This is a genomic window from Tepidiphilus baoligensis (assembly GCF_012911495.1).
GTDB lineage: Bacteria > Pseudomonadota > Gammaproteobacteria > Burkholderiales > Rhodocyclaceae > Tepidiphilus > Tepidiphilus olei.
In genome coordinates, this window is record NZ_JAAAUB010000008.1 from 69,423 (window position 1) to 87,815 (window position 18,393).

Consider the following 18,393-nt stretch of genomic DNA (forward strand, 5'->3'; position numbering starts at 1 on the left):
CTACAGGCGGAAATGTTCGCCGAGATAGACGCGGCGCACGTGCGGGTCGTCGATGATCTCCTCGGGGCGGCCCGAGGCGATGACCCGGCCGTCGGCGAGGATGGAGGCGCGGTTGCAGATGCCGAGCGTTTCACGCACGTTGTGGTCGGTGATGAGTACGCTGATGCCGCGCTCTTGCAGGAACCGCACGATGCGCTGGATCTCGATCACGGCGATGGGATCGACGCCGGCGAAGGGTTCGTCGAGCAGGATGATCTTCGGGTCGGTGGCGAGCGCCCGGGCGATTTCGAGGCGGCGCCGTTCGCCGCCGGAGAGCGACACCGAGGGCTGATCGGCCAGATGCGCGATTCCGAGTTCGGCGAGCAGTTCGTCTTCTTTCTGCCGAATCTCCTCTTTGGGTAGCCCCCGCAGTTCGAGTACGGCACGCACGTTTTCCCGCACCGACAGGCGGCGGAAGATGCTCGCTTCCTGCGGCAGGTAAGAGAGGCCATGCCGGGCGCGGCGGTGGATGGGTTCGTGGGTGACGTCCTGACCGTCGAGCTCGATCTTGCCGTCGTCGGCGCGCACGAGCCCGACGATCATGTAGAAACAGGTGGTCTTGCCCGCCCCGTTGGGACCGAGCAGCCCCACGATCTCGCCGGCTTCGACGGTGAGATCGACCGAGGCGACGACGGTGCGTTTGCCGTAGGTTTTGCGCAGGCGTTCGACGTGCAGCAGCGACATGGAGGACTCAGGGTTCGGTGTCAGGGAAAGGTTCGGTGAAGTCTTCGGGCGGGTCGCGCAGCAGCCGGGTGACGAGGGACGGGGAGAATCCGCGGCCGGCGAGAAATCGTGCCTGCCGGGCCCATTCCCTGGCGTCGGCGGGCGGCGTGCCGAAGCGTTTGCGCCACAGGGCGGCGGCGCGCTCGGCTTCGCTCGATTCGGCTTCCAGCGCGTCGAGGACGTCGTCGATGAGGGCGTCGTCCAGCCCGCGCTCGCGCAGCCGCAGCTCCAGAAGGCGCCGGCCGCTGCGCTCGGCCCGGGCGGCGACGAAGGCGCGGGCGCAGCGCTCGTCGGACAGGAGTCCCGTGCGCTCGAGGCGGGCGAGCGCCTCTGCGATTTCCTCGGGCGTGCCGTGGGGGGCGAGCTTGCGCGCGAGCTCGGCGCGGCTGTGTTCGCGGCGCGCGAGCAGCCGCAGCGCTCTTTGCCACACGCTCGGCCCGCTCATCGCCATGACGTAGGCTTATTCGGCCGCCGGAGCGGCAAGGGCGGATTCGCTCGGGGCGGCGCTGGGCGCGGCGGATGCGATCTCGGGCAGCGGGGGCAAGCCCACCTTGGCCCGGATCTGATTCTCGATGCGCCGCGCGAGCTCGGGGCGCTGACGCAGGAATTCGCGCGCGTTGTCCTTGCCCTGACCGATCTTCTCGCCCTCGTAGGCGTACCAGGCGCCCGATTTGTCGATGATCTTGTGATCCACGCCCAGGTCGATGATCTCGCCCTCGCGCGAGATACCCTCGCCGTAGAGGATGTCGAACATCGCTTCGCGGAAGGGCGGGGCGACCTTGTTCTTGACGACCTTGACGCGGGTCTCGGAGCCGACGACCTCGTCGGCTTTCTTGATCGTGCCGGTCTTGCGGATGTCGAGCCGCACCGAGGAATAGAACTTGAGCGCGTTGCCGCCGGTGGTGGTTTCCGGGTTGCCGAACATGACGCCGATCTTCATGCGGATCTGGTTGATGAAGATGACGAGCGTGTTGGTCTTGTTGATGCTGGCGGTGAGCTTTCTCAGCGCCTGGCTCATGAGCCGCGCTTGCAGGCCGGGGAGCGAGTCGCCCATTTCCCCCTCGATCTCGGCTTTGGGGGTGAGTGCGGCCACCGAGTCGATCACCACGATGTCGACCCCGCCCGAGCGCACCAGCATGTCGGCGATCTCGAGCGCCTGCTCGCCGGTGTCGGGTTGCGACACGAGGAGATCGTCGATATCGACGCCCAGCTTCTTCGCATACTGTACGTCGAGGGCGTGTTCGGCATCGATGAAGGCGGCCACGCCGCCGAGTTTCTGCATTTCGGCGATCACGTGCAGCGTGAGGGTGGTCTTGCCCGAGGATTCGGGGCCGTAGATCTCCACCACCCGCCCGCGCGGCAGCCCGCCGATGCCCAGCGCGATGTCCAGCCCGAGCGAGCCGGTGGAGACGGTCTGGATGTCGCGTACCACTTGGGCGTCGCCCATGCGCATCACCGAACCTTTGCCGAACTGTTTGTCGATCTGCGCGAGCGCCGCCTGCAGCGCCTTGAGTTTGTTGTCGTCCATCGAAAATTCCTTGGCTGGCAAGTACGAAAACGCTTCGACCGATTATGGCACAGGATGGTTCAGGGGTGGCACAGGGCGATGGCACCGGAGAGCGCCGTGCGCACGGCCTGGGCGCGCACGGCGATGCGGTCGCCGGCGAAGTGGCGCCGTTCGCTGCGTACCCGCGGCCGGGTCCGATCCCAGGCCCAGCCGAAACAGACGGTACCCACGGGCTTGTCCGGCGTGCCGCCGTCGGGCCCGGCGATACCGGTAATGGACAAGGCCAGCTCGGCCTGGCTGTGCGTGAGTGCACCGAGCGCCATCTCGCGCGCCACGGCTTCCGACACGGCCCCGTGGCGTTCGAGGGTGAGGGGATCGACGCCGAGCATTTCGATCTTGGCGGCATTGGCGTAGGTGACGAAACCGCGTTCGAACCAGCCGGAGCTGCCAGCGATCGCCGTGATCGCTTCGGCGACGGCCCCGCCGGTACAGGATTCGGCAGTGGCGAGCATCCAGCCGCGGGCGGCAAGCAGCATGCCCAACTCCCGGGCGAGCCGTCCCAGCGGATCTTCGGGGTGGATCACGCGCCTTCTCCCAGGAAGTGCGCCGCAAGGGCGAGCACGAGCAGTACGTACCCGGCGGCGGCCAGATCGTCGATCATGATGCCCAAGCCGCCGCGGAAGCGCCGCTCCAGGGTGGCGATGGGTTCGGGTTTGGCGATGTCGAACAGGCGAAAGAGCGCCACGCCCGCCGCCTGCCAGGCAAGCCCCGGCGGGCAGAAGAAGAGGACGAGCCAGACGGCGATCATCTCGTCCCAGACCACGGCGCCGGGATCCTTGGTGCCCAGCGCCTTGGCCGTACGGTCACAGGCGATGACGCCGGCGAGGAAAAAGGAGGCGAGCAGCAGCAGGAAGAGCCCCTCGGATACCGGGGCGCGCAGCAGGGGGTAGAGCGCCCAGGCAAGGAGCGAACCGACCGTGCCCGGAGCCCGGGGAGAGAGACCCGCCCCGAATCCGAGCGCGATGAAGTGCGCCGGATGCTGGAGGAGGAAGGCGACGGAGGGGCGTGTGCGCTCGGCGGACATGGGCGCTCCTTTCATGGGCGGAAATGATCATAGCCCAAAACTTCGGGCAGGGTACGCCGGCCGTCGGGCTCGATGAGCACGATGGGCGGTTGCTCCGTTGATACGATCCGCCCGATGCGGGAAAGCGGCAGGTCGAGTTCCTTGCCGAGAAGGATGATTCGGTCGCGCGATTCCGGCGCGGCGGTGAAGAGGAGTTCGTAGTCGTCGCCACCGGCGAGCAAGGCGGTCCGCGCCCGCTCCGGCGGCGCCCCGCCGGCGATGAGCGGGGCGAGCGGCAGTCTGGCCACCTCGATCTCGGCAGTGAGGAGGGGCGGTGCCGAGCGTTCGAGGAGGTGCCGGAGGTCGCCGAGCAATCCGTCCGAGACGTCGAGCATCGCGTGCGCGAGGCGCCGCAAGCGGCGTCCCAAGGCAAGGCGCGGTTCGGGACGATCGAGCGCGGCGAGCCATTCACCGGCGCCGGGCAGGTTCGGCGAGAGTTCCCCGAATCGCACGGCGAGCCCCAGGGCAGCGCGTCCGGGTCGCCCGCTCACCCAGACGTCGTCCCCTTCGCGCACGCCGCTGCGCAATATCGCCTCGCCCGCCGGTACCCGTCCGAGCGCCGTGATCGTGAGCGCCCGTGGGCCGCGGGTGGTGTCTCCACCGATGAGCCGGGCGCCGTGCCGCCGGGCGCAGGCGAAGAGCCCGCGGGCGAAGGCCGTGAGCCAGGCTTCATCGGCCTCGGGCAGGGTGAGGGCGAGGAGGAACCCCGTGGGGACGGCGCCCATGGCCGCCAGATCGGAGAGGTTCACCGCCAGCGCTTTCCAGCCGAGCGCTTCCGGATCGGTTCCGGCCAGGAAGTGCCGTCCTTCGACCAGGGTGTCGCAGGTGATCACCGTCTCCCAGCCGCTTTCCTCGACGAGCAGCGCCGCGTCGTCACCGATGCCCAGCCGCAGCCAAGGCGGGGTGGGTTCGTGCGCGGCGGGATCGGCGAAGAAATGCTCGATCAGGGCGAATTCGTTCATGATGAAATCCTTGGAGTCTCGGCGATCGCCTCGAAGAGCGCCGCCCGCAGTCGCTCTGACTGGGCCGCGTCGGCGGGTAGCCCGAAGCGCAACCCCGGCGGGTCGTCGAAACGGCGCACGAGGATGCCGTGGCGCTCGAGGGCGGCGGCGAGCGTCGGTGCCCGCGGCGTCTCGACCCAGACGAAGAGCGAGGTGCGGCCGCTCACCCTGAGACCGGATTCTTTCAGCATCGTCGCCAGGGCAAGCGAGGCAGCGGCCAGACGCGCGCGCTGCCGTTCCTGCCAGGTGGAATCGGCGAGCGCGAGCCGGGCTGCCCAGCGCGCCGGATGGCTCACCGCCCACGGGTCGAGCAAGGCGGCGAGGCGCTCGCGCAGCGGTTCGGGGGCGAAGACCAGGCCGAAGCGCAGACCCGCAAGCCCCCAGAATTTGCCCAGCGAACGCAAGACGACGAGGCCGGGAGAGCCGGTCTCGACCACGAGGCTGCCCGCCTCGCCCGGTTCGAGGAAGGCTTCGTCCACGATCAGCCAACCGCCGCGCCCGGCGAGACGCCGATGCCATGCGTGTAGCTTATGGGAGGGAAAGCGCGCCCCGGTGGGGTTGTTCGGATGGACGAGCACCAGCGCGTCGACTTCGTCGAGCCGTGCGTCGATCTCGTCGGCGGTGGGGGCGCAGCGCAAGACGGTGTGGGTGCGCCAGGCATGGGCGTGCTCGCCGTACGTGGGGTGCGGCACCAGCACGCGGCGCACGTCGGGCAAGAGGGCCGGCAGGCGGGAAATGGCCGCTTGGGTGCCGGGTACCGCCAGGGCGGGGCGGCCGAAGACGGCATGCACGAGTTCGTCGAGCCCGTCGTCTTCTTCCGGTAGACGCCGCCAGACTTCCTCGGGGACCGGCGGCAGGGGGTAGGACCAGGGGCTGATGCCGGTGGAGAGGTCGAGCCAGCACTCGGGCGGCAGACCGTGGCGACGCGCCGCCTCGCGCAGGCGCCCGCCGTGTACCGGTCGGCTCATCGCGCACCTCCCGCCAGGGTGAGGAGCGCGAGCAGGAGCAACCAACCCCAGACGGCCCGTTCGACGAGTTCCATGGCGGCGGCCACGCTGGCCGCGCTCGGCGCGGGACCTTCGCCGAGCAGGGGGCGCTCGTGCCGCGTTCCGCCATAGGAGGCTTCGCCGCCCAGGGTGACGCCCAGCGCGCCGGCACCGCTCGCCATCACCGGGCCGGCGTTGGGGCTCTCCCACTGCGGGGCTTGGCGACGCCAGCACCGCAGCGCCGCCGCCGTGCGTCCGCCCAGGGCATAGAGGAGCGCCGTGACCCGTGCGCTCGGCCAGCCGAGCCCATCGTCGATGCGGGCGGCGCACTTGCCGAAGCGCTCGTAGCGCGGCGTGCGATAGCCCCACATGGCATCGAGCGTGTTGGCCAGGCGATGCAGCACCACGCCGGGCGCGCCGAGCAGCGCGAACCACACCAGGGGGGCGAGCACGGCGTCGTGGCCGTTTTCCAGCGCCGATTCCGTGGCAGCGCGGGCCACGTCTTCGCCCGTCATCGCCGCCGTGTCCCTGCTCACGAGGAAGGCCACCCGCGCCCGGGCCCTGGGCAGATCTCCGGCGGCGAGCGCGTCGCGCACTGGTTCGAGGTGCTCACGCAGGCTGCGCGCCCCGAGGGCGAGCGCCAGGCAGCCGACTGCGAGCGCGTTTTCGACGAAGGGATGCACCCGTCCCAAAGCGGCGACCAGTCCCACCCAGGGCAGCACCGCCAGCGCCCAGGCGAGCATTCCTGCGCCCACGCCCTCGCCGAGGTGCTGGCGCACGAGGCGTTCCAGGGCACCGGCCCAGCGACCGAATCCGACGAGGGGGTGCCAGCGCGGCGGCTCGCCGAAGAGGCGATCGAGCGCGAGGGCGAGCACGGTGGCCAGGAGTATGGGCATGACGGCGGGAAAGGGGCGAAGTCGCCCATTATAATCGGGGGTTTTCCGGTCGCGGGGACGGGCATGGCGCGCGCGTTGATGATCCAGGGGACCACGTCGGATGCCGGCAAGAGCACGCTGGTGGCAGGATTGTGCCGCCTGCTCGCGCGTGCCGGCGTGCGTGTGGCCCCGTTCAAGCCGCAGAACATGGCCAACAACGCCGCCGTGACGGCCGACGGCGGCGAGATCGGGCGCGCCCAGGCGTTGCAGGCGTTCGCCGCCGGACTCGAACCTCGGGTGGATTTCAACCCGGTCTTGCTCAAGCCTACCACCGACATCGGCGCCCAGGTCGTGATCCACGGGAGGGCGGTGCATACCCTGTCGGCGCGGGATTATCACGCCTACAAGCCGGTGGCGCTACGGGCGGTGCTCGAATCCTGGGCGCGACTGCAGGAGGAATTCGAGTGGATCCTCGTCGAGGGCGCGGGCAGTCCGGCGGAGGTCAATCTGCGCGCGCGCGACATCGCCAACATGGGGTTCGCCGAAGCGGTCGACATCCCGGTGGCGCTGGTGGCCGACATCGACCGCGGCGGCGTCTTCGCCCAGATCGTCGGCACGCTCGAATGTCTCTCGCCGAGCGAGCGTGCGCGCATGCGCGGTTTCGTCATCAACCGCTTTCGCGGGGACCTCTCGCTCCTTGCGCCGGGCCTGCAGTGGCTGGAGGAGCGTACCGGCAAACCGGTCTTCGGCGTGCTGCCTCATTTGGGGAAGCTCGCGCTGGAGGCCGAGGACGGCCTGGCGCCGGTGGAGCGCACCGCGCGGGCGAGGCTGCGGGTGGTGGCGATCGCCTGGCCGCGCGTGAGCAATCACACCGACCTCGACGCCTGGCGCCTGCACCCCGAGGTCGACTTCCACTGGTGGCACGGCGGTCCCTGGCCCGGAGCCGACCTGGTGGTGTTGCCCGGCTCCAAGGCGGTGCAGGCGGATCTGGCTTGGTTCGAATCCCACGGCGGCCCGGCGCTGCTGCGCCGACATCTGCGCTACGGCGGCAAGATCATCGGCCTGTGCGGAGGGTTTCAGATGCTGGGTGAGTGGCTCGACGACCCCTTGGGATTGGAAGGCGCGCCGGGCGGCCGGCCCGGCCTGGGGTTGCTCTCCTTGCGCACGCGGCTAGATTCCCGGAAGGTGCTGCGCCGCTGTCGCGGGCGGCTTGCTGCCACACTGGGCGGTGCGGAGGTCGAAGGCTACGAGATTCACCTCGGCGTGAGCGAAGGGCCGGCGCTCGCGCATCCTGTCGTGATCGGCGAGGACGGCGTGCCCGACGGGGCGCTCGCGGAAGACGGGCAGATCCTCGGCACTTACTGGCACGGCCTCTTCGACTCAGCCCCCGCCTTCGCCGCGCTCGCGCACTGGGCCGGGGCGGCGCTCTCCACCGAGGATGCAGTGCAACGGCGCGAAGCGGCGATCGAACGCCTGGCCGCGGCGATCGAGGCGCACTGCGACTGGCGGCGGATGCTTGGCGTGTCCTGAAGTTGATGCGAAAACGCCGCCCGAAGGGCGGCGTTTCTTCGTCCGCTCGAACTCAGCGCAACAGGCTTTTCACGTTGCTGTCCATGGGGACGATGGTGTCCTGAGCCGCGAGCACCTGACCCGTGCCCGGATTGATCGCCTTGACGCTCAGATAGACGGCTTCCTTGGCCGGTGCATAGGTGCCGACCACGACGAGGCGGGCGTCGTGTTCGCGGGCGATCTGGTCGACTTCGCGCGCGAGCATGAGCTCGCCCGTGTCGCGCTTGACGAAGACGGCCGTGCGCAGTTTGAGCTCGGTGACGACGAAGCCGCGCTGCACGAAGCGGTTGGCGACTTGCTCGGTGAGCGTGCGCCCCAAGGTGGTGGAGCGATCGAGTGCATCGACGTCGACGAAGGTGGCGAAGAGCACGGGGCCGGCGCGCAGATCGGGCGGGAGTTGGTCGATCAGGGTGTCGGCCGTCTCATAGGCTTTGTTGATGATTACGGCGGGATCGGCCTTGGGTAGGGGTGGGAGGGTCTCGGTGGCACAAGCGGACAGGGCGAGGGCGCCGGAGAACATGAGGATCGAGAGCGAATGCCGCATGGTCAGTCTCCTTGCACCGTCAGCCAAGTGGGTTCGTACGAGGGGTTGGAAGAGGCCATTTTGGCGTAGAGCTCGGGGCTGGTGATGTAATAGACGTCGGAGATACGGGCGAGATAGCGGTCACCGCGCCGCGCCGATGCCGTGACCATCACTTCGACCTCGGGAGCGGTGGAGAGCTTGGCGTAGCGGCTGTCGAGGTCGATCTCGATGTCGGCCGGCCCTTGCTGGGCGACGTTCCAGCCGCGCCCGACGAGATAGCTGACGAAGGCTTCGCGGAAGGCGGCATCGAAGGTCGAGGAGTAGGCTGCCGGGTGCACGTAGAGGGTGTCGCACAGGGCGGCTTGCGGCGTGCAGGCATTGTCCCGGATCATCATGACGCTCAGCCGCTCGGCCAGGCTCGTGGCCACCGTTTGCCATTGCCGTACTGCCTGGATTTTTTGCTGCGGTTCTTGGGCGAAATCGGTGGGAAGCGGTGCGCCGGGGTTGGTGCAGCCGCCGAGCAGGACGGCACCCAGCGCGGCGGCGATGGGCAGGGGATCGAAGCGCATGATGCTATCTCCTGGGGATGACAAGGGCGATTCCATGATCTTAGCGTGAAGCGGATGCGAACGCAATCAATGTTCGTCGGGATTTCCTTCGTTCTCGCTTTGGCCGTGGCGTCCGAAACACGGTGCCCGTTTCTCCAGGAAGGCGCTGAGCCCTTCGCGGTAGTCGGGATCGTCGAGGAAGGCCAGCCCGGCGCGTTTTTCTTCCTCGGACAGCAGCGTGCACCGTCGTAGGCGGCGCAGCCAGTATTTGTGCATTCGCGCCACGCGCGGTGCTCCGGTGGCGATGCGTCGCGCCACGGCCAGCGCCTCTTCGAGCGCATGGCCGTCCTCGACGAGGTGATGCAATACACCGAGCCGCCACAGGCGCTCGGCATCGAGCACGGCCCCTTCGAGCAGCATCTGCGCGAGCAGACCTTCCGGCAGACGCTCATACAGCAGGGCGAGTTCGCCGGGGTACATCCAGAAACCGAGCCGGGCGATGGGGGCGCCGAAGCGGGCGCCGTGTCCGGCCACGCGCAGATCGCATAGCGCGGCGATCTCCAGCCCGCCGCCGATACAGGGGCCCTCGATCGCCGCGATCACCGGCAGCGGACACTCGGCGATGGCGCGCAGCGCCCGTCCGACTTTGCCTTCGTGGTAGTCGAGCGCCGAGGCGAGGTCGGCGCGCACGCGGGGGAATTCTTCCAGATCACCGCCGGCGGCGAAAACCCCGCCCGCGCCAGTGAGGATGACGCTGCGCCAGGGAAGATTTTCGGCGGTGAGTTCGAGAAAGAGATCGCCCAGCGCCTGCCACAGGGCGGCATCGAGCGCATTGCGTTTTCCCGGATTCTCGAGGGTGACGACCAGGCAGGCCGATTCGGGGTGTGGGGTCGTGTGCAGGGTTCCGCTCATGAGGATTCTTCAGTATCTAGGGTGGGGGTGGCATCGCGGCGCAGGTGGGCGATCGCCTCGCGTCCGGAGCGCAGATGCTCGCGCATGCACCGTTCGGCGGCCGCGGCCTCGCCCTCGAGCAGGGCGGCGAGCAGCTCGCGGTGTTCCTGCAGGCTGCGTTCCAGGCGCCCTTCGTCGTAGAGCGAATGGTGACGGCTCAACCGTATCTTTTGACGCAGATCTTGGATCGTGCTCGACAGGAAAGGGTTGTTCGCGAGCCGCAAGACTTCGGCGTGGAACGCCTGGTTCGCCTCGAAGAATTCGTCGATCGCGCCGGGGTGTGCCGTTTCCTCCAGACGCTGGTGTAGTCGCCGTAGCCGCTGGGCAGCTCCTTCGTCCAACCGCTCGGCGGCGCGGCGCGCGGCGTGCCCCTCGAGCACCGCGAGTACGTCGAAGATCGCATCCAGCTCCGAGGCGGAGATCTGACTGACGAAAGCGCCGCGCCGCGGGATCAGGGTCACCAGCCCCTCGGCGGCGAGCACTTTCAGGGCCTCGCGCAAGGGGGTACGCGAAATCCCGTATTCGGCCGCCAGGCCCAGCTCGTCGATCGGCTGTCCCGGTGGTAATTCGTGCGCGAAAATGCGCTGACGCAGCCTCTCGGCCACTTCCTGGTAAAGTGCTTGGGGCGCGATGCGTTGTGGAGTCATCGGCGAGGGCTCCCAGGGGCTTCCATAATTATGGATTACATATTATATTTTCTGTTTTCGTTTTTTTGTCTCCTCAGCTGAAGCTCGCCGTCTCGCTGGCGCGAAGGCGCAGCCATCATCCTCGTCGAGGGTCGTTTCATGTCCAAATCCGCACCTAGCTATCCCCAACCCGATCTCGAAGCCTGGAAAAAAGCCGCGGCCAAGCAAGCGCCCGACGGCGACTTGAGCCGGCTCGACTGGCACACGCCCGAAGGCATCGTCGTCCATCCGCTCTACGTGCGAGCCGACCTCGACCGTCTGCCGCACGCCGACACGCTGCCCGGGTTCGAGCCTTTCATCCGCGGGCCACAGCCGACGATGTATACGGTCAAACCCTGGACCATCCGTCAGTACGCGGGCTTTTCCACGGCCGAGGAATCGAACGCCTTCTACAAGAAGACGCTCGCCGGCGGCGGGCAGGGCATCTCGGTGGCCTTCGATCTGGCCACGCACCGCGGCTACGATTCCGACAATCCGCGCGTGATCGGCGACGTCGGCAAGGCGGGGGTGGCGATCGACTCGGTCGAGGACATGAAGATCCTCTTCGACGGCATCCCGCTCGACAAGGTCTCGGTGTCCATGACCATGAACGGGGCGGTGCTGCCGGTGCTCGCCGGCTACGTCGTGGCCGCCGAGGAGCAGGGGGTGCGGCAGGATCAGCTCTCGGGCACGATCCAGAACGACATCCTCAAAGAATTCATGGTGCGCAACACCTACATCTACCCGCCCGAGCCGTCGATGCGCATCGTCGCCGACATCATCGCCTACACGGCCGAGCACATGCCCAAGTTCAACTCCATCTCGATCTCGGGCTACCACATCCAGGAGGCGGGGGCGACGCAGGCGCTCGAGCTCGCTTTCACCCTGGCCGACGGCATGGAATACGTGCGCACCGCCATGAAACGGGGCCTGGACATCGACAAATTCGCCGGGCGGCTGTCGTTTTTCTTCGCCATCGGCATGAACTTCTACCTCGAGATCGCCAAGCTTCGCGCGGCGCGCTACCTGTGGTGGCGCATCATGAAGGAGTTCGGCGCCAAGAATCCGCGCTCGATGATGCTGCGCACCCACTGCCAGACTTCCGGCTGGTCGCTCACCGCCCAGGATCCCTACAACAACATCATCCGCACCACGATCGAGGCCATGGCCGCGGTCTTCGGCGGCACGCAGTCGCTGCACACCAACGCGCTCGACGAGGCGATCGCGCTGCCCACCGAGTTCTCGGCCCGCATCGCCCGCAACACGCAGCTCATCTTGCAAGAAGAGACCCACATCACCAACGTCATCGACCCCTGGGCCGGCTCCTACATGATGGAAACGCTCACGCAGGAGATGATCGACAAGGCCTGGTCCATCATCGAAGAAGTCGAGGCGATGGGCGGCATGACCAAGGCGGTCGAATCCGGCTGGGCGAAGATGAAGATCGAGGAGTGCGCCGCCGAGAAGCAGGCGCGCATCGACGCCGGGCTCGACGTGATCGTGGGCGTGAACAAGTACCGTCTGGAGAAGGAAGACCACCCCATCGAGGTGCTGGAGATCGACAACCGCGCCGTGCGCGAGAAGCAGGTTGAGCGGCTGAAGAAATTGCGTGCCGAGCGCGATCCCGTGAAAGTGCAGCAGGCGCTCGAGGCGCTCACCCGCTGTGCCCAGACCGGGGAAGGGAACCTCCTCGCGCTCGCGATCGAGGCGGTGCGTGCCCGCGCCACCGTAGGGGAAGTGTCCGATGCCCTGGAGAAAGTTTGGGGCCGCTATCAGGCCAATCCGCAGACGGTCACTGGCGTCTACGGCGCCGTCGTGGAGGGGCGCGAGGAGTGGCGTATGCTCAAGGACGAGATCGAGCGCTTCATCGAGGAAGAGGGCCGTCGCCCGCGCATCATGATCGCCAAGCTGGGTCAGGACGGGCACGACCGGGGGGCCAAGGTGGTCGCCTCCGCTTTTGCCGATCTCGGGTTCGACATCGACATCGGTCCCATGTTCCAGACGCCCGAAGAGGCGGCGCGCCACGCGGTGGAAAATGACGTCCACGCCGTGGGGGTGTCGACGCTCGCCGCCGGCCACAAGACTTTGGTGCCCGCGCTCATCGACGAGCTCAAGCGCCTGGGGGCCGAGGACATCATCGTCTTCGTCGGCGGGGTCATTCCGTCGCAGGATTACGATTTCCTCTATGCGGCCGGCGCCAAGGGCATCTTCGGGCCGGGCACGCCGATCCCCGAGGCGGCGCGCCAGGTACTCGCGGCGATTCGTGCCGCCCGTGGCCGAGGGTGAGCCGTGTCGCAGCAGGAAGCGGTACCGGAGCGTTTTGACGGGCAGCCCGAACTCGGCGAGGAGGATCGCGCCCTCGTCGAAGGGGTGCTCGCGCGCCAGCTACGGCCGCTCGCCAAGGCGATCACCCTCATCGAATCGAGCCGGCCCGATCATCAGCGTCGGGCCGAGGCCGTGCTGCAGGCGCTGCTGCCGCACACGGGCGGGGCGCTGCGCCTGGGTATCTCCGGCGTGCCGGGAGTGGGCAAGTCGACCTTCATCGAGGCGCTCGGCCTTTATCTCATCGAGCGCGGACATCGCGTCGCCGTGCTCGCCGTCGATCCCTCTTCCAGCGTCTCGGGCGGCTCCATTCTCGGGGACAAGACGCGCATGGAGCGCCTGAGTCGCGATCCGCGCGCCTTCATCCGCCCCAGCCCTTCGGCGGGCAGCCTCGGGGGCGTGGCCGAGAAGACGCGCGAGACGATGCTGGTGTGCGAGGCGGCGGGGTTCGACGTCGTCATCGTCGAAACCGTGGGCGTGGGGCAATCGGAGACGGCGGTCGCCAACATGACCGACATGTTCGTCCTGCTGCAGCTGCCCAACGCTGGCGACGATCTCCAGGGCATCAAGAAGGGGATCATGGAGCTCGCCGACCTCATCGTCATCAACAAGGCCGACGCCGATTCGGCCGCGGCGATGCGGGCCAAGGCCCAGCTCGAGACGGCGTTGCACATGCTGCGCCCGACGCATCCCGACTGGCGCGTGCCGGTGCTGCTCGTGTCGGCGCTCAAGCGCGAGGGGCTCGATCGCTTCTGGGAGACGGTGCTCGCCTTTCGCGACACGATGCAGAAAAACGGAGCACTTGCCGAAAAACGCCGCCGTCAGGCGCTCGCCTGGATGTGGGAACGGATCGACGCCGAACTCAAGCGCCGTTTCCGCCAACACCCTGCCGTGCGCACGATGCTGCCGGCGATCGAACGGGACGTGGAGAGCGGGCGGCTCGCGCCGGTGGTTGCGGCGCGGCGCCTGCTCGATGCGAGCCAGACCATCAGTCAGTGAGGATAAACCATGCAGGACATCATCCGTCGATTGGAAGAGCAACGCGCCCGCGCCCGGCTGGGCGGCGGCGAGCGGCGTATCGCCGCCCAGCACGCCAAGGGCAAGCTCACCGCGCGCGAGCGCATCGAGGTGCTGCTCGACGAGGGCAGCTTCGAAGAGTGGGACATGTTCAAGGAGCACCGCTGCACCGATTTCGGGATGGACGAGGAGCACATCCCCGGTGACGGCGTGGTGACCGGCTACGGCACCATCAACGGCCGGCTCGTCTTCGTCTTCAGCCAGGACTTCACCGTCTTCGGCGGGTCGCTGTCGGAAGCGCACGCCGAGAAGATCTGCAAGATCATGGATCAGGCGATGAAGGTCGGCGCTCCCGTGATCGGTCTGAACGACTCGGGCGGGGCGCGCATCCAGGAAGGGGTGGCGTCCCTGGGTGGCTATGCCGATGTGTTCCAGCGTAACGTACTCGCCTCCGGCGTGATTCCGCAGATCTCCATGATCATGGGGCCGTGTGCGGGCGGCGCGGTCTATTCGCCGGCGATGACCGACTTCATCTTCATGGTGAAGGACACCTCCTACATGTTCGTCACCGGTCCGGACGTGGTCAAGACCGTCACGCACGAAGAAGTCACGGCCGAGGAGCTCGGCGGGGCGATCACCCACACCACGCGCTCGGGCGTGGCCGATGCGGCCTTCGAGAACGACATCGAGGCGCTCTTGCAGCTGCGCCGCTTCTTCGACTTCCTGCCGCTCAACAACCGCGAGAAGCCGCCGGTGCGCCCCACCAGCGACGTGGCCGAGCGCATGGAACCCTCGCTCGACACCCTCGTGCCCGACAACCCCAACCAGCCCTACGACATCAAAGAGCTCATCCTCAAGGTGGTCGACGAGGGCGACTTCTTCGAGATCCAGCCCGACTACGCCAAGAACATCGTCGTCGGCTTCGGGCGCATGGAAGGCAAAACCGTCGGGTTCGTGGCCAACCAGCCCATGGTGCTCGCCGGCTGCCTCGACATCAAATCCTCGATCAAGGCGGCGCGTTTCGTGCGCTTCTGCGATGCCTTCAACATCCCCATCGTCACCTTCGTCGACGTGCCCGGCTTCCTCCCCGGTACGGCCCAGGAATACGGCGGCATCATCAAGCACGGCGCCAAGCTCCTCTATGCCTATGCCGAAGCCACGGTGCCCAAGATCACCGTCATCACCCGCAAAGCCTATGGCGGTGCCTACGACGTGATGGCCTCCAAGCACCTGCGCGGCGACGTCAACTTCGCCTGGCCCACCGCCGAGATCGCGGTTATGGGACCGAAGGGTGCGGTCGAGATCATCTTCCGCGACGAGAAGAATGACCCCGAGAAGATCGCGGCCCGCGAAGCGGAATACCGCGAGAAGTTCGCCAACCCCTTCGTGGCGGCGCGGCGCGGCTACATCGACGACGTAATCATGCCGCACGCCACGCGCAAGCGCATCTGCCGCTCGCTGGCCATGCTCGAGGACAAGGAGCTCGAAAACCCCTGGCGCAAGCACGGCAACATCCCGCTGTGAGGCGGCACGCCAACGGTTCATCGCAATGAGGGAAAACACCACCATGTTCAAAAAGATTCTGATCGCCAACCGGGGCGAGATCGCCTGCCGGGTGATCAAGACCGCGCGCAAGATGGGGATCGCCACCGTGGCGGTCTATTCCGAGGCCGACCGGCGCGCGCTGCACGTGCAGCTCGCCGACGAGGCGGTATGCATCGGCCCGGCGCCTTCCAAGGAATCCTACCTGGCGATGGACAAAATCATCGCCGTGTGCAAACAGACCGGCGCCGAGGCGGTCCATCCCGGTTACGGCTTTCTCTCCGAAAACGAGGAATTCGCCCGTCGGCTCGAAGAAGAAGGCATCGTCTTCATCGGACCGAAACACGCGGCGATCGCCGCGATGGGCGACAAGATCGCCTCGAAAAAGCTCGCCATGCAGGCGGGCGTCAATACCATTCCCGGCTACAATGACCCGATCGAATCGGCCGATGAGGCCGTGCGCATCGCCCGCGACATCGGCTACCCGGTGATGATCAAGGCTTCGGCCGGCGGTGGCGGCAAGGGTCTGCGCGTAGCCTACGACGATGCCCAATGCCGCGAAGGGTTCGAATCCTGCCGCAACGAGGCGCGCAATGCCTTCGGCGACGATCGCGTCTTCATCGAGAAATTCGTCGAAGAGCCGCGCCACATCGAGATCCAGGTCTTCGGCGACGCCTACGGCAACTACGTCTATCTCTTCGAGCGCGAATGCTCGGTGCAACGTCGCCACCAGAAAGTCGTGGAAGAGGCGCCCAGCCCCTTCATCGACCCCGACACCCGCCGCGCCATGGGTGAGCAAGCGGTGGCGCTCGCGCGTGCGGTGCAGTACCAGTCCGCCGGTACGGTGGAATTCGTCGTCGGCAAGGACAAGTCCTTCTACTTCCTCGAGATGAACACGCGGCTGCAGGTCGAGCACCCGGTCACCGAGATGATCACCGGGCTCGATCTGGTCGAGTGGATGATTCGCATCGCCGCCGGCGAGAAACTGCCGCTGTCGCAATCCGAGCTGCGCATCGACGGCTGGGCGATGGAATGCCGCATCAACGCCGAGGATCCTTTCCGCGGATTCCTGCCTTCCACCGGGCGCCTGGTGAAGTTTCGTCCGCCCGCCGAAGTGCCGGGCCAGCTGCGCGTCGACACCGGCGTCTATGAAGGCGGCGAAATCTCGATGTACTACGACTCGATGATCGCCAAGCTCATCGTGCACGGGCGCGACCGGCTGGAGGCGATCGAACGGATGCAGGAGGCACTCGACGCCTTCGTCATCCGCGGTATCCACTCGAACATCCCCTTCCAGGCGGCGCTCATGCAGCATCCGCGCTTCCGCGAGGGTCGGCTCACCACCGGTTTCATCGCCGAGGAGTTTCCTGAGGGATTCACGCCGGAGATGGTGCCGCACGAAGACCCCTTGATGCTGCGCCTCATCCTCGCGGCGGTCGAACACAAGCTGCGCCTGCGTAACGCCCGCCTCTCGGGTCAGATGAACGGCCATCGCTACACGCCCTCGCCGAACTACCAGGTGATCGACGCGCAGGGTGCCACGGCGGCCACGGTCGAGGAACTCTCGGACACCCGCTTCGTGGTGCGCTCGGGTGATCGGGTGCTGCAGATCGACTTCGACCCGCGCTGGCGCCTGGGCGAGATCGTGCTCCAGGTGCGCATCGGCGATGCGCCGATGACGGTGCAGCTCGAACGCGAGGGCATCCTCTACGTCCTGCGCCACCACGGCGCCGAGCTGCGTGCCCGCGTTCTGCCGGCCCACATCGCCGCTCTCTGGTCGCTGATGCCGGTCAAGACGCCGCCCGACATGTCCAAATTCCTCCTCTCGCCCATGCCGGGGCTGCTGCGTGAGATCGCGGTCGCCGAAGGGCAGGAGGTCAAGGCCGGGGAGAAACTCGCCGTGATCGAGGCGATGAAGATGGAGAACATCCTGCGCGCCGAGCAGGACGGCAAAGTGAAGAAAATCGTCGCCAAACCGGGCGCCAGCCTGGCGGTGGACGAAGTGATCCTCGAATTCGAATGAGCTTCCTCCCTCGCGAGGGTGAAGAAAAGCCGGCCTATGGGGGTCGGCTTTTTTCTTTTCAAAATCAGCGTGTGACAGCAGTGAGTGGGAACTGACGGAAGAAGGGGTTCCTTTGTCATGTCATAGTTGTACAATATATATGTCCAACTAACGGAGATCGTCATGACCATCGAAACCACCTACAGCCAGGCCCGCAAGCAACTCAAGACTCTGATGGATCGTGCGGTCGATGACCGTGAAGTCGTCGTGGTGCGTCGCCGCTCGGGGGGGGCCGTTGCAATGATTGCCGCCGATGAACTACAAAGCCTGATGGAGACAGCGCATCTGCTGCGCTCGCCAAAGAATGCGGAACGTCTGTTGACTGCCCTGGCCCGTGCTCGGGCCGGTGAGGTCGCACCCACTGCGGTCGATGCCCTCGAGAAACTCTATGGCATCGAAGACTGAGCTCAAGCGCGTCGCGGTGTTTCATCCCGAGTTCTTGGAGGACTTGAGCTACTGGGTGGAAACAGAACGCCGCACTGCCAAGCGCCTCCTGGAGCTGGTCAAGGCCGTCCTGCGCGATCCATTCAAGGGCATTGGCAATCCCGAACCATTGAAGTATCTGGGCCCGGATGTCTGGTCACGCCGGATCACGCAGGAACACCGTTGCGTCTATCTGGTGAAAGCGGATCGGATCGAGTTTTTGCAAGGCCGCTACCACTACTAGCCAAGCTGTCGGAGCAGTTGTGTCGGAAACGCTCGATTACCACGTCGGTGTATTGCAAAGGCGAGGCGCCCATTGATGCAATGGTAAATGATGGTCAATGGGTGTTCCTTTTTGTGCGTTACCGGGTAGAGGAATCGCACCTCCAATCTTCTGCCGGCTTCGTCCCGGCCACTGGGTGTCCCTTTCTGTTCTGTTCTGCCTTTCTGTTCTGTGGTTTCATTGGCCTGAAAACTCGCGAAAATTTGATTCCTTACTTCATTGCTTTCGGAGATT

The 18,393-nt window shown here is 66.7% G+C and carries 19 protein-coding genes; 7 read left to right on the forward strand and 12 right to left on the reverse strand.

Annotated features, from left to right (window positions below):
- From lptB to GV368_RS06860, 8 genes are read right to left on the reverse strand one after another with little or no spacing between them, the layout of a single operon-like run.
- Positions 1–723: an LPS export ABC transporter ATP-binding protein gene (lptB, locus tag GV368_RS06825; protein WP_142803824.1), complete on the reverse strand. Its 723-nt coding sequence runs from the start codon at positions 721–723 to the stop codon at positions 1–3.
- Between the two features lie 7 nt (positions 724–730).
- Positions 731–1,207 carry a recombination regulator RecX gene (gene recX, locus GV368_RS06830; protein ID WP_142804243.1) on the reverse strand — a complete coding sequence of 159 codons (477 nt, stop codon included), beginning with the start codon at positions 1,205–1,207 and terminating at the stop codon, positions 731–733.
- A gap of 15 nt (positions 1,208–1,222) precedes the next feature.
- On the reverse strand, positions 1,223–2,290 hold the full coding sequence (recA, locus tag GV368_RS06835) for a recombinase RecA (protein ID WP_169115998.1): 1,068 nt from the start codon (positions 2,288–2,290) through the stop codon (positions 1,223–1,225).
- A gap of 59 nt (positions 2,291–2,349) precedes the next feature.
- Complete coding sequence (locus GV368_RS06840; protein WP_456243393.1) at positions 2,350–2,850, reverse strand: CinA family protein; 501 nt, start codon at positions 2,848–2,850, stop codon at positions 2,350–2,352.
- Positions 2,850–3,353, reverse strand: coding sequence for a phosphatidylglycerophosphatase A family protein (locus tag GV368_RS06845; protein WP_169115999.1), 504 nt, complete (start codon positions 3,351–3,353; stop codon positions 2,850–2,852). Before GV368_RS06845 ends, GV368_RS06840 begins: the two co-directional genes overlap by 1 nt.
- Positions 3,354–3,364: 11 nt before the next feature.
- The gene (thiL, locus tag GV368_RS06850) at positions 3,365–4,357 is read right to left on the reverse strand and encodes a thiamine-phosphate kinase (protein WP_385916558.1); all 993 of its coding nucleotides are present in this window, start codon (positions 4,355–4,357) and stop codon (positions 3,365–3,367) included.
- A complete protein-coding gene (gene cobD, locus GV368_RS06855; protein ID WP_169116001.1) occupies positions 4,351–5,361 on the reverse strand; it encodes a threonine-phosphate decarboxylase CobD in 1,011 nt (336 codons plus the stop codon). The genes thiL and cobD overlap by 7 nt, the downstream gene beginning before the upstream one ends.
- The gene (locus tag GV368_RS06860) at positions 5,358–6,275 is read right to left on the reverse strand and encodes a CobD/CbiB family cobalamin biosynthesis protein (protein WP_169116002.1); all 918 of its coding nucleotides are present in this window, start codon (positions 6,273–6,275) and stop codon (positions 5,358–5,360) included. Before GV368_RS06860 ends, cobD begins: the two co-directional genes overlap by 4 nt.
- A gap of 63 nt (positions 6,276–6,338) precedes the next feature.
- Here GV368_RS06860 and GV368_RS06865 point away from each other — a divergent pair, with 63 nt between their 5' ends.
- Positions 6,339–7,784 carry a cobyric acid synthase gene (locus GV368_RS06865; RefSeq protein WP_206673321.1) on the forward strand — a complete coding sequence of 482 codons (1,446 nt, stop codon included), beginning with the start codon at positions 6,339–6,341 and terminating at the stop codon, positions 7,782–7,784.
- A 52-nt stretch (positions 7,785–7,836) separates the two neighbouring features.
- Here the strand turns inward: GV368_RS06865 and GV368_RS06870 are convergent, their stop codons facing one another.
- The 4 genes from GV368_RS06870 to GV368_RS06885 form a co-directional block, all read right to left on the reverse strand.
- Complete coding sequence (locus tag GV368_RS06870; protein ID WP_142811025.1) at positions 7,837–8,367, reverse strand: FlgO family outer membrane protein; 531 nt, start codon at positions 8,365–8,367, stop codon at positions 7,837–7,839.
- 2 nt (positions 8,368–8,369) lie between these two features.
- The gene (locus GV368_RS06875; protein ID WP_142803817.1) at positions 8,370–8,915 is read right to left on the reverse strand and encodes a hypothetical protein; all 546 of its coding nucleotides are present in this window, start codon (positions 8,913–8,915) and stop codon (positions 8,370–8,372) included.
- 66 nt (positions 8,916–8,981) lie between these two features.
- Positions 8,982–9,806: an enoyl-CoA hydratase/isomerase family protein gene (locus tag GV368_RS06880; protein WP_169116003.1), complete on the reverse strand. Its 825-nt coding sequence runs from the start codon at positions 9,804–9,806 to the stop codon at positions 8,982–8,984.
- On the reverse strand, positions 9,803–10,492 hold the full coding sequence (locus GV368_RS06885) for a GntR family transcriptional regulator (protein ID WP_142803815.1): 690 nt from the start codon (positions 10,490–10,492) through the stop codon (positions 9,803–9,805). Before GV368_RS06885 ends, GV368_RS06880 begins: the two co-directional genes overlap by 4 nt.
- 138 nt (positions 10,493–10,630) lie before the next feature.
- On the opposite strand from GV368_RS06885, the gene scpA reads away from it, so the two are divergent.
- The 6 genes from scpA (at position 10,631) to GV368_RS06915 (ending at position 18,120) form a co-directional block, all read left to right on the forward strand.
- The gene (gene scpA / locus GV368_RS06890) at positions 10,631–12,796 is read left to right on the forward strand and encodes a methylmalonyl-CoA mutase (RefSeq protein ID WP_169116004.1); all 2,166 of its coding nucleotides are present in this window, start codon (positions 10,631–10,633) and stop codon (positions 12,794–12,796) included.
- Between the two features lie 3 nt (positions 12,797–12,799).
- Positions 12,800–13,831 (forward strand): methylmalonyl Co-A mutase-associated GTPase MeaB, encoded by a 1,032-nt coding sequence (gene meaB, locus GV368_RS06895; RefSeq protein ID WP_169116005.1) that lies wholly within the window; start codon positions 12,800–12,802, stop codon positions 13,829–13,831.
- A 9-nt stretch (positions 13,832–13,840) separates the two neighbouring features.
- Complete coding sequence (locus GV368_RS06900) at positions 13,841–15,373, forward strand: acyl-CoA carboxylase subunit beta (RefSeq protein ID WP_169116006.1); 1,533 nt, start codon at positions 13,841–13,843, stop codon at positions 15,371–15,373.
- A 43-nt stretch (positions 15,374–15,416) separates the two neighbouring features.
- Positions 15,417–17,414, forward strand: coding sequence for an acetyl-CoA carboxylase biotin carboxylase subunit (gene accC / locus GV368_RS06905; RefSeq protein WP_169116007.1), 1,998 nt, complete (start codon positions 15,417–15,419; stop codon positions 17,412–17,414).
- A gap of 162 nt (positions 17,415–17,576) precedes the next feature.
- Entirely contained in the window at positions 17,577–17,858 is a 282-nt protein-coding gene (locus GV368_RS06910) for a type II toxin-antitoxin system Phd/YefM family antitoxin (RefSeq protein WP_142811014.1), read from the forward strand.
- The gene (locus GV368_RS06915) at positions 17,842–18,120 is read left to right on the forward strand and encodes a Txe/YoeB family addiction module toxin (RefSeq protein WP_142811012.1); all 279 of its coding nucleotides are present in this window, start codon (positions 17,842–17,844) and stop codon (positions 18,118–18,120) included. Before GV368_RS06910 ends, GV368_RS06915 begins: the two co-directional genes overlap by 17 nt.
- The last annotated feature ends 273 nt before the right edge of the window (positions 18,121–18,393 follow it).

Coding starts and splice junctions, on each gene's coding strand:
- accC (WP_169116007.1), top strand. CDS start 15,417: ATGTTCAAAAAGATTCTGATCGCCAACCGGGGCGAGATCGCCTGCCGG.
- GV368_RS06860 (WP_169116002.1), bottom strand. CDS start 6,275: ATGCCCATACTCCTGGCCACCGTGCTCGCCCTCGCGCTCGATCGCCTC.
- cobD (WP_169116001.1), bottom strand. CDS start 5,361: ATGAGCCGACCGGTACACGGCGGGCGCCTGCGCGAGGCGGCGCGTCGC.
- GV368_RS06875 (WP_142803817.1), bottom strand. CDS start 8,915: ATGCGCTTCGATCCCCTGCCCATCGCCGCCGCGCTGGGTGCCGTCCTG.
- recA (WP_169115998.1), bottom strand. CDS start 2,290: ATGGACGACAACAAACTCAAGGCGCTGCAGGCGGCGCTCGCGCAGATC.
- GV368_RS06915 (WP_142811012.1), top strand. CDS start 17,842: ATGGCATCGAAGACTGAGCTCAAGCGCGTCGCGGTGTTTCATCCCGAG.
- scpA (WP_169116004.1), top strand. CDS start 10,631: ATGTCCAAATCCGCACCTAGCTATCCCCAACCCGATCTCGAAGCCTGG.
- GV368_RS06845 (WP_169115999.1), bottom strand. CDS start 3,353: ATGTCCGCCGAGCGCACACGCCCCTCCGTCGCCTTCCTCCTCCAGCAT.
- GV368_RS06900 (WP_169116006.1), top strand. CDS start 13,841: ATGCAGGACATCATCCGTCGATTGGAAGAGCAACGCGCCCGCGCCCGG.
- GV368_RS06870 (WP_142811025.1), bottom strand. CDS start 8,367: ATGCGGCATTCGCTCTCGATCCTCATGTTCTCCGGCGCCCTCGCCCTG.
- GV368_RS06865 (WP_206673321.1), top strand. CDS start 6,339: ATGGCGCGCGCGTTGATGATCCAGGGGACCACGTCGGATGCCGGCAAG.
- recX (WP_142804243.1), bottom strand. CDS start 1,207: ATGAGCGGGCCGAGCGTGTGGCAAAGAGCGCTGCGGCTGCTCGCGCGC.
- GV368_RS06885 (WP_142803815.1), bottom strand. CDS start 10,492: ATGACTCCACAACGCATCGCGCCCCAAGCACTTTACCAGGAAGTGGCC.
- lptB (WP_142803824.1), bottom strand. CDS start 723: ATGTCGCTGCTGCACGTCGAACGCCTGCGCAAAACCTACGGCAAACGC.
- GV368_RS06880 (WP_169116003.1), bottom strand. CDS start 9,806: ATGAGCGGAACCCTGCACACGACCCCACACCCCGAATCGGCCTGCCTG.
- GV368_RS06910 (WP_142811014.1), top strand. CDS start 17,577: ATGACCATCGAAACCACCTACAGCCAGGCCCGCAAGCAACTCAAGACT.